Raw genomic sequence first — 9,778 nt, forward strand, 5'->3', positions numbered from 1 at the left:
TCTGTGCCATACGCAGTTACGTTTCGAGTTGCAGAAAGCAAAATATAACAGCTTCAACAGCGCTGAACTTGTTGTTCAGTGGGCATTTGCCAGATATTTTTGTTCAGTAGGCTGAATAGTTACAAATTTTATTTGTATGTAAATCTAAGCAATTATTCTCTAACCCTAAGTTTTTACTATAGAAACCTTTCGTTATACCCATTTCAACTTTATGATTAAAATTAACTTTATCAAGTGCTATTCTGTGAGAGTACATTAAAGGTGTAACGGTAACTCCGCATTCTTCCATTGTTTTTTCCAAATCATCCATTACACTGTCAAACTCTCCTGCTTTAGCGAATACTGCAATAAAGGCTTTATAAATTGACTCGTTAGGCTTAATGCCCCATTGCTTCATTAAGCTGTCACGGCCTTCTTCTCCTAGCACTAATGTTTTGGCCTCATTAAAATGTCCTGTTTCAGCGCAAGCGAAAAGAAGATTGGTACAGATGATTTGATTGGCGACCAGCTCCGAGTTTGGAGTCATCATTGGTGCATCACCGCACACCAACTGCCAAGCACTATCGAATTCTCCAGTTTTAGCGCATACCGTAATAAAAGCACTATAAATAGCCACGTTAGGCTTAAGACCCCATTGTGCCATTAAGCTGTCGCCACTTTCGTCACCCAGCACTAATGCTTTGGCCTCTTTAAAACGTCTAGTTTCAGCGCAAACAACAAGAAGATTGGTGCAGGTGATCAGATCGGCGGCCAGCTCCGAGTTTGGGGACAACTTTGGCGCATTACCGCACACCAGATTCCAAGCTCTATCAAACTCTCCAGTTTTAGCGCATACCGTAATAAAAGCATTATATATCCCTATATCAGGCTTAATGCCCCATTGCTGCATTAAGCTGTCACTACTCTCGTCCCCCAGAACTAATGCTTTGGCCTCTTTAAAATGTCCTGTTTCAGCGCAAGCGACAAGAAGATTTGTGCAGGTGATTAGATCGGCGGCCTGCTCTGAGTTTGGGGGCATCCGTGACGTATCACCGCACACCAGCTGCCAAGCATAATCGAACTTTCTAGTTTTAGCGCATACCGTAATAAAGGCACTATAAATAGCTACGCTAGGCTTAAGACCCCATTGCTGCATTAAGCTGTCACTACTTTCGTCCCCCAGTACCAATGCTTTGGCCTCTTTAAAATGTCCCGTTTCAGCGCAAGCAAAAAGAAGACGAGTGCAGGTGCTTTGATTAGTCTTTAGCTTAGGCCCTAGAGCCATCATTGGCGCATTATCGCATACCAGATGCCAAGCTGTATCAAACTCTCCAGTTTTAGCGCATACCGTAATAAAGGCGCTATAAATAGCCTCGTTAGGCCTAAGACCCCATTGTGCCATTAAGCTGGGTATGCCTTTGCACCCCAGCACTAATGCTTTGGCCTCTTTAAAATGTCCTGTTTCAGCGCAAGCGACAAGAAGGCTGGTGCAGGTGATTTGATCGGCCTTCAGCTTTGAGTCAGAGGACATCATTGGTGCATCACTGCACACCAGCTGCCAAGCTCTATTAAACTCTCCAGTTTTAGCGCATACCGTAATAAAAGCATTATATATCCCTACATCAGGCTTAATGTCCCATTGCTTCATTAAGCTGTCGATGCCTTTGTCTTTATCCCCCAGTACTAATGCTTTGGCCTCTTTAAAATGTCCAGTTTCAGCGCAAGCGACAAGAAGGTTGGTACAAGTGAGTTTGTCAGCTTTCAGCTTCGATGATTGGGACATTAGTGGCGAATCACCGCACACCAACTGCCAAGCACTATCAAACTGTCCAGTTTTAGCGCATACCGTAATAAAGGCATTGTATATCCCTACATCAGGCTTAATGTTCCATTGTTTCATTAAGCTGTCGATGCCTTTGTCCCCCTGCACTAATGTTTTGGCCTCTTTAAAATGTCCAGTTTCAGCACAAGCGACAAGAAGGTTGGTACAAGTGAGTTTATCAGCTTTCAGCTTCGATGATTGGGACATTAGAGGCGAATCACCGCACACCAACTGCCAAGCACTATCAAACTGTCCAGTTTTAGCGCACACCGTAATAAAAGCATTATATATGCCTACATCAGGCTTAACCCCCCATTGATTCATTAAGCTGTCACTGTTTTCGTCCCCCAGCACTAATGCTTTTGCATCAGAAAAGTTCAAATTTAACTTACATAACTTAAGTAGCAGTGTGCAAGTTTTCGCCTCATAATTAGATTTAACCCCTATTATTTCTCTAAAGATACCGTTGAAATCTGATGCCTCGCAGTTTTTAAAATCTACTGCTTTGTGCAATAGTCCATGAACAAGTCTTATATCCCATTTCGTTGCGAGTGCTAGGCTATCACTTTTTATGTCATGGATAATTCTAATAAATTCAGAAAGCGTGGTGCATTGTTTAATTAAGCCATTCAACGCAATGCCCGCTCGTTCAATGGTTATTATTCCTTCTTTCCAATACTTGATTACATCGTTTACTGAAGTGAAATAAAAGAAAGTATTGGGCTTTCCTTGGTGAAGCTGGCCATTATAACGTTGCATGCGAAGGTTCGCTTGAGGAACTTCTAGTTGATTAAAAAATTTATAAAGACTATCCCTTTCGTTTGAACTTAAATAATTGTAAGCACGATATAAGAGTTCATCATTATCGAATGTTGACCGTCTGTATTTAAGGTACAACGAAGCCTGATGTGGATTTTTATTGAGTGTATTGAGTACAAAGTAATAATCACGACTTAAATGATAATGAGAGGAACGAGGTGTAGCCATTTTATAAAATCTATAAGTAATTATGCAGTTAGAAAAATAACCTGTTCAATAAGTAAGCGCAAATGGTTCGGGTATCTAAAACGTTAACGTTCGGTTTAGATTCAGTTTCGGTGGAATTTAAGACAAAAATTCTATTTAAATGAATTTCTACGATTGTTAAATATTGGCACTCTGAAAATCAAGTTCAAATCGAATAGTTGTTCTAACTGAGTTTTGTTCAATTCCTTGTTAGATTCAGAAAGACCGTCCCTGATTTTTAATGCCGCTACGGGCAGACTTTATTGCCTCTTCACCCCCCTAGGGGCGTAAAGTGTAATAAAAGCAATAAAAAAAGTATTAAACCAAGGTGATTCAGATTTAACCTCTGTTAAAGGTCTTGATATTCTTATCATATTCATCACTCTTTGATTAGCTGTATGTTGCAATCTTTTTTTCAAACGGGATATCAACTAGCTGTTTCTTGGGGCTTGTTAAGTGAACAAGGAAATGAAACAGATATAGATACTGTTATGCTTGGAGAACAAGCATACAAAATCAAGCTATCTCCATTCAATGCCTCATGGGAGCAAAGGTTTGTCGTTTGGCTTCACAATGAAGATGATGTTACCCCATCCAACTTTTCTCATACGACTTTGTTTACTAAAGAGTTGTACGTCAAATTATTAACCAGCCCATCTATTTCGATGGTTCATAAAGCCAATTCAATTGCGGATATGCAAGAGGATGATATGGTTTATGCGCTGATACACAGTACTTATGAATCCCTGATTGTTCTTTTACCTTTATTAGCTTATCAGATGAATTTTAAAGGTGAGCAGGAGGCATTTGTTCATGTATGTACAAAGCTCGCAAATCATGATGCGATCAGGCATCAAATCATTCAAGATTTTGAAAAACTTTCTGACATTGCCACTCGCCAGTTCATTGCTGCTTTAGAAATGGGAATACTGCCGTTTCTGACTTTTTGTTCACTTGAGAAAGTGATAATGATTTGGCAAGAAAGTCAAACAAGCAAGTTAAAACAAGAGGCCGTACATAGAATTGTAAGCCTTATATTAGCCCGAAATTTTCACGGATTAAATGCCTTTATGAGACCTTCAACTAGGGCGGAGTCTGATGCAACTAGTAAATATTTACAATACACCATAACTTTACCACCATTGAGAAAAGCGATCGTTTTAGGGCTTTATCAGCGTCAACAACAAGGTTATGCCAGAAGACTTTTTGCCAGTAACACCGAGGTATTGGCTTGTGATTTAGATCCTAAAGACTGCTTGCCTTTACTGGTTTTCGAGTCATCGAGTGATACGTTAGACTTTATGTTTTATTCAAAAATTTATGGTGAAGAGGTTTTCTGCGATGTTATCGAAAATCTTCCATGTTCAGCGTTAGTTGACCTAGTTAAGAGTGCATGCGGACAATCTGAACAGCATGAAGCAATGGAGTTGGTTAGTTTGATTATTAATCGATGTTCGCCAGAGAAAATCTGTGAAGTTGCTAAAAAATTGACGATGTTGGCATTCATTCAATGCTTAAAGGTCATCAACGATCCAAATACCAAAGCAATTATCATTTTATCCTTATCACCTTATCGAATTGGACTTTTTTTTCAGGAAATAAAAACTAAAGAATTGCAACAAGAGTTTATAGAGCACGTAAAGTCATCAGATGCCATTTTATTAAGCGCAAAGCACAAATTTAGAGAAGTGGATAACCAGTTTTTACCCATAGAATTAATTCAATTACTGGCTCTTTCTAATCATAGAGGGGTGATTGATGCACTTTGAAAGGAGAGCATAGCAACCTAGTTTTGTTCTCTAGTACTGAAGCACTTTTTCCTCTCAAAGATTGGCTACAATCGCCTATCACTTCTTCACAACAACTTAAACAAAAGTAAAGACTTGTAAAGCTACTCGACTTCTCAAACAAATTCTCTATGGTCAAATAATCAGCCATTTTATGGAGAACATCATCATGTCTTCGGATGCCGTTATCGCGGTTAATCGTTTTGGTATGGGAGCAAGGAAAGGAGAACTGGAAAAAGCCAGTCGTGATCCTGTTCAGTATCTTATCGACCAATTACAACCAATCAGCTTTAATGAAAAGCTTCCTAACTCAGATCAACTTTCGATTCATTTAGCCAATTATCAACAACAAAAACGATTGATGAAGAAAGAGCCTGAATCGGAACAAGCGAAAGATTTCGCCAAACAGCAAAAGCAAATCCGTAGATATCTTGGTGGAAATTTTAAAGCCTTATGTTGTGATACCTTGTTTAGGTCTATTCATTCAGAGCAATCATTAGCGTGGCGATTACTGGATTTTTGGTCGAATCATTTTAGCGTGACAACTCAAGGGCAAATGATGCGAGTGTTGGCACCGACACTTGAGCGTGAAGCCATAGCGCCTCATATGTTTGGTCATTTCCATGACATGGTGTTGGCGGTAATGCATCACCCTGCGATGTTGGTTTACTTGAATAACGACAAATCTTTTGGCCCCAATTCCAAAATCGGCAAGCGCGGTAAAGGTCTTAATGAAAATTTAGGTCGCGAGTTGATGGAACTGCACACCATGGGAGTCGGCTCTGGCTACACGCAAGCAGATGTTATTGAAATGGCAAAAGGTATAACAGGATGGAGTGTGGCAAGACCGCAGCGAGACGATACAACCGGATTCATGTTCAGAGCCAATGGCCATGAGCCCGGCCATAGAGTGTTGCTTGGCAAAACCTATCGGCAAGGTGGCGAAACGCAAGGGATTGCGATGATTAAAGCTGTGGCTCGACATCCAGCGACTGCGAAACATGTTTCTACTCAACTCGCTCGTCACTTTGTGTCAGACAATCCGCCCGAATCGCTGATCAAAAAAATGACTGACCGCTGGAAGGCAACGGATGGCAATTTGAAAGAAGTGATGATCACCTTAATAAAATCAGACGAAGCTTGGCATCAAGAGCGTCAAAAATTCAAATCTCCGCGTGAATATGTGATCTCCACTTGCCGAGCATTGAATTTTCAACCTAAAAAACAGCAAGCATTTTTATGGTTTTTGAAGAGCTTGGGGCAAAGCCCATTCCAAGCTAACTCTCCTAAAGGCTATGGTGATATCGAAGCCGATTGGAATGGTCCAAGCGCTGTTATGTCGCGGGCAAATTGGTCAGCACAAATAGCCAAAAGCCGAGGGTTTCTCGATCCTGTCTATACCATGAGGCAATTACTTGGAGAGCAAGTGAGTAATACGACGGAGCTTGCCGTTAAACGTGCCGAAAGTCGCCCACAAGCATTGACCCTGATGCTAATGAGTCCAGAGTTTTTGAGGAGATAGCTATGAAACGTCGTGATTTTTTTAAAGTCGTTGGTGGCAGCATTTTATTGATGCAAAGTCCTAAGCTGGTATTTGCTTCGCCTTCTGTGACAAGTGGTAGTAACAAGAAATTTATTTGGATCATTTTACGTGGTGCGATGGACTCATTACACACAGTGATCCCTGAGTTTGATAGTGACTATTCCAAATTACGCCCAAAACTCTCAAAACAAATCACTGAACCTACTTTGAAGATAGATAAAGGCTTTGCCTTTAATCCTGCTATGCAAAATATGCATAAGCTTTATCAGCAGAAAGAATTACTGCCTATTGTGGCGGTGGGCAGTGGCTATCAGAGTCGCTCACATTTCGATGGACAAGATTTCTTAGAAGGTGGAACGGGCACGCAAAACATTAAATCGGGCTGGTTAGCCAGAGCCGTTAATCAAAAGCAAGTCGAAGCCGTTGCGATAGATTATGCCAAACCTGTAAGCATGCGTGGCTCTAGAAACGTCACTACTTGGTATCCTTCTAAGCTAAAAGAAGCGGATGATGATGTGTTTGCCACTCTAGAGAAATTGTATCAAGGAGATGAGCGGTTAACCGCAAGTTTACAAGGTGGGTTGGAACTTAAAGCAGATGCTGGTGGAATGAAAGCGGGCAAAGCGAAGAAAGGTTCATTGTCTGAATTAACGACTGCTTGCGCCAACTTGCTGTTAAAGAGTAAAACTATGGATTGCGCCATGTTAGAAACCGTTGGTTGGGATACTCATAATGCCCAGCACAGTCGCCTAGATAGGCAACTAAAAGAGTTAGATGCTGGTTTACTCGCTCTAAAACAAGCCATGGGCAAAGAGTGGAAAAAAACGGTTGTCGCCATTGCCACAGAGTTTGGACGAACCGCCAGAGAAAATGGCACTGGCGGAACCGACCATGGTACTGGTGGAGTAATGTTTCTAGCTGGTGGCGGTGTTAAAGGTGGTCAAGTATTAGGCCAATGGCCGGGACTTAAGCCTGAACAGCTATTTCAAAATCGAGATTTAATGCCGACAACCAATACTTTTGATTGGCTAGCAACTGCGTTATCACAACATTGGTCACTTAACTCTGAACAAATTAAGCATGTTTTTCCTACTGGGAAAATTTATAAAGATAGGATTGTTTGATTTACACATCATTAGAGAACTAAAAGGCTGAATTATTAGATTCAGCCTTTTCTTCAAAATAGAACTTTACGCGTTATTTCTTTTGATTCCAGACTTGAGTGGTGCTGCCACCAAATTGGTTATGAATAATAACGTTTGCACCATTGTGGTTGCCTATGGAGTCAATCACTAAGTTGGTGTTTGAACGCAACTTAATAAGGTTGCCATCAATAGTAAAGCTTTGGTTTTTCATGTTGTTATGACCAAATGGTAAACAAGTCATTGTTTGCAAATTTGTACCACTTTGTGGGGTTCCACCAACATCAAGACATTGGTTACCTAGCGTGGTTTTAATTTGGCCACTAACTTCATTGTAAACCCACTTCTGGTTTTTGTTGCCATGACAATGGTAAAGTATCACGTTAGTATTGTTTCCTAAACCACTTTCTCTAACATCAATGCATTTGCGAGATGAAGGGTTAGTTAGCTGAAATTCAGCCTTATTATAAAATGTGGTTAACTCTAAAACACGTTTTTCTGCTGTTTCCAAATGACCTGCAATACGGTCTGCAGTTTGTTTTAGGTTTTGATTCTTAAGAGTCAACTGTACGGCTTTGGCTGTTGCAGTATCGAGTTGCGTTGTTAGTCGTTCTGCACGTTCGCGCTCTTGATTTTTAAATGTCGTTTCTGTTTCTAGAGAGCGTTGAAGTTCGGTGTTCTTTGCGGTTAAAGAAACGACTTTTTTAACTGTTTCAGTAACAGGTTTTAGGGTTGGCGTATCAGCAAGTTTGTCAGCAAACAACCCCATAGAAATAGTAAAACCTTTATTAGGGCCAGGAGTTGGAACATCAAACTCAAGTCCATTAATAACCTTGCCAGTAAAAGAACGTCCCTCTTTGCCTCGCACTCTATAACTTAATGATTGAGGTGAGTCAACATTGGCTTGTCTTTGGATCAAGCGATGTCCTGCTGGTCCTGCACCAATTTCATCTGGAATGATGTAATTCCAAGTTATTTTTGTAACGCTATTAGGCTTTTCACCAAGAATTGGTGTTGTTGATACAAACAGTGGGACATCATTTTTATAACTTGAAATCACATCATGAATACAGGTTTGTGGGAGGTTTGCTGAGTATTCGATAATATAAGTGTGTATTACACCTGTAAGTGTATTCAAATAGTCAGGATTTTTTTCGATTTTAATATCAGGGTGTTGGCTAATGTTTGGTGTAACGTCCTCTGGAATATTCATAATCCAGTGCTCTTTAAGGGTTGCTTTAGGCACACCGATAAACTGTCTTGAATCCTCGATACTTAACTGAGAAAATGCTCCGCCCTTTGAGCCATTAAGGCTTTGTGTCTCGCCTTTCATGTCAAGTTTAAAATTCGTTTTTAATAGGCTATCACGTAATGCTATACCATCAGCAATCGATGCCGCTGCGGCTCTGTCTTTATACGCTACACGAAAAACACCATACCACTTTACAGAGTTGATGTTATCGCCATTACCTTTATAAAAAGTTGCCCAGCCTCTTTGATATAAATGACTTTCGATAGAATCGTTGCCGAAAGCGGCGCTGCCGTATCTGCTTTTAAAATTGTCAAACGTGTGACGAATCGGTTCAATAAAGTGGTTATACTGTGTCACTTCACCTGAATCTTGCATTGTTTGGCAAGTTTTTACTGTGTTGGTATCTGTATCAGTTGCATAAGCTTGTGCGCCCAGTAGTGGCAGCGTACTTAATAAAATGGCGTTTAATTTAAACTTCTTTGTGGTAGGTTTTAACATTACTTCCCCTCTAATAGCATTGCTAATTGAAATTTGTAATTATGTTTGTATTTTTTTATCAAGCTAATGACATTTAGAGACAAGTATAAGTAATACAATGATCATACTTTACAAAACACTAATTACTGGTTATCACTGGTTAAATAATATGCTTTATTTAACTCATTTTCATAAAATTTTATCTTAATTTTTGCAGAGCAATCACACTAGAAATTGAACTTTATTAGAGCTCAAATACTAAGTAAAAAGTCTTGTTTATTTATTTCAATAATTTAGGTTGTTTTGAAAAATGAAAATAAATTTTGTGAGTTTAAATTAGCAGTGTTAATTACCATTTTTAAATGTTAAATCCTTTCAAATGTTAAAATTATTAACATTTCAGTGGGGATATTTTTTATAAGTACCTGGCGATAAGTTCTTTGATAATTGTTGTGTTCAGGTTTAGTGCAATACAAGGCGCAATGAAGGGCGCATAGCCGTAGCTATACTCGTGATACTTGAAGATGCAGGATTTCAGCGAGAATTAATTGGCATTTAGGCAAGGTGCTTATCCGCAGGAATAGCAAGTCTATTTCAAGGGTAAGTAACGCAGTATAAATGGCAATTAAACTCGCACTATGTGGCAGGGCAACCGCGCGAGTGTTTAAATTTCGTCCGCTACAGTTAGCCCAGCCTTTAAAACCTTTTCGAGATAATCTGTTTTCATCCAAGCTCGCTTTCTTTTTGTTGGGATGCTTATTTTTGTTTTTT

General features: G+C 39.8%; 6 protein-coding genes. 3 read left to right on the plus strand and 3 right to left on the minus strand.

Annotated features, from left to right (window positions below; genetic code table 11):
* Nucleotides 1-103: 103 nt before the first annotated feature.
* A complete protein-coding gene (locus D5018_RS19460; protein WP_121840652.1) occupies nt 104-2,788 on the minus strand; it encodes a pentatricopeptide repeat-containing protein in 2,685 nt (894 codons plus the stop codon).
* A 416-nt stretch (nt 2,789-3,204) separates the two neighbouring features.
* Between D5018_RS19460 and D5018_RS19465 the strand changes: the two genes are divergently transcribed.
* From D5018_RS19465 to D5018_RS19475, 3 genes are all read left to right on the plus strand, one after another.
* A complete protein-coding gene (locus D5018_RS19465) occupies nt 3,205-4,575 on the plus strand; it encodes a hypothetical protein (protein ID WP_121840653.1) in 1,371 nt (456 codons plus the stop codon).
* Between the two features lie 187 nt (nt 4,576-4,762).
* On the plus strand, nt 4,763-6,115 hold the full coding sequence (locus D5018_RS19470; RefSeq protein ID WP_121840654.1) for a DUF1800 domain-containing protein: 1,353 nt from the start codon (nt 4,763-4,765) through the stop codon (nt 6,113-6,115).
* 2 nt (nt 6,116-6,117) lie between these two features.
* A complete protein-coding gene (locus D5018_RS19475) occupies nt 6,118-7,260 on the plus strand; it encodes a DUF1501 domain-containing protein (RefSeq protein WP_121840655.1) in 1,143 nt (380 codons plus the stop codon).
* A 73-nt stretch (nt 7,261-7,333) separates the two neighbouring features.
* On the opposite strand, the gene D5018_RS19480 is transcribed toward D5018_RS19475, so the two are convergent.
* Together D5018_RS19480 and D5018_RS21785 are read right to left on the minus strand one after the other, a co-directional pair.
* A complete protein-coding gene (locus D5018_RS19480) occupies nt 7,334-9,028 on the minus strand; it encodes an RICIN domain-containing protein (protein ID WP_121840656.1) in 1,695 nt (564 codons plus the stop codon).
* A 482-nt stretch (nt 9,029-9,510) separates the two neighbouring features.
* A partial coding sequence (locus D5018_RS21785; RefSeq protein WP_207819402.1) for a hypothetical protein occupies nt 9,511-9,778 on the minus strand: 268 nt, incomplete at its 5' end.

Origin of the sequence: Parashewanella curva (assembly GCF_003675895.1) — a bacterium.
Classification (GTDB): domain Bacteria; phylum Pseudomonadota; class Gammaproteobacteria; order Enterobacterales; family Shewanellaceae; genus Parashewanella; species Parashewanella curva.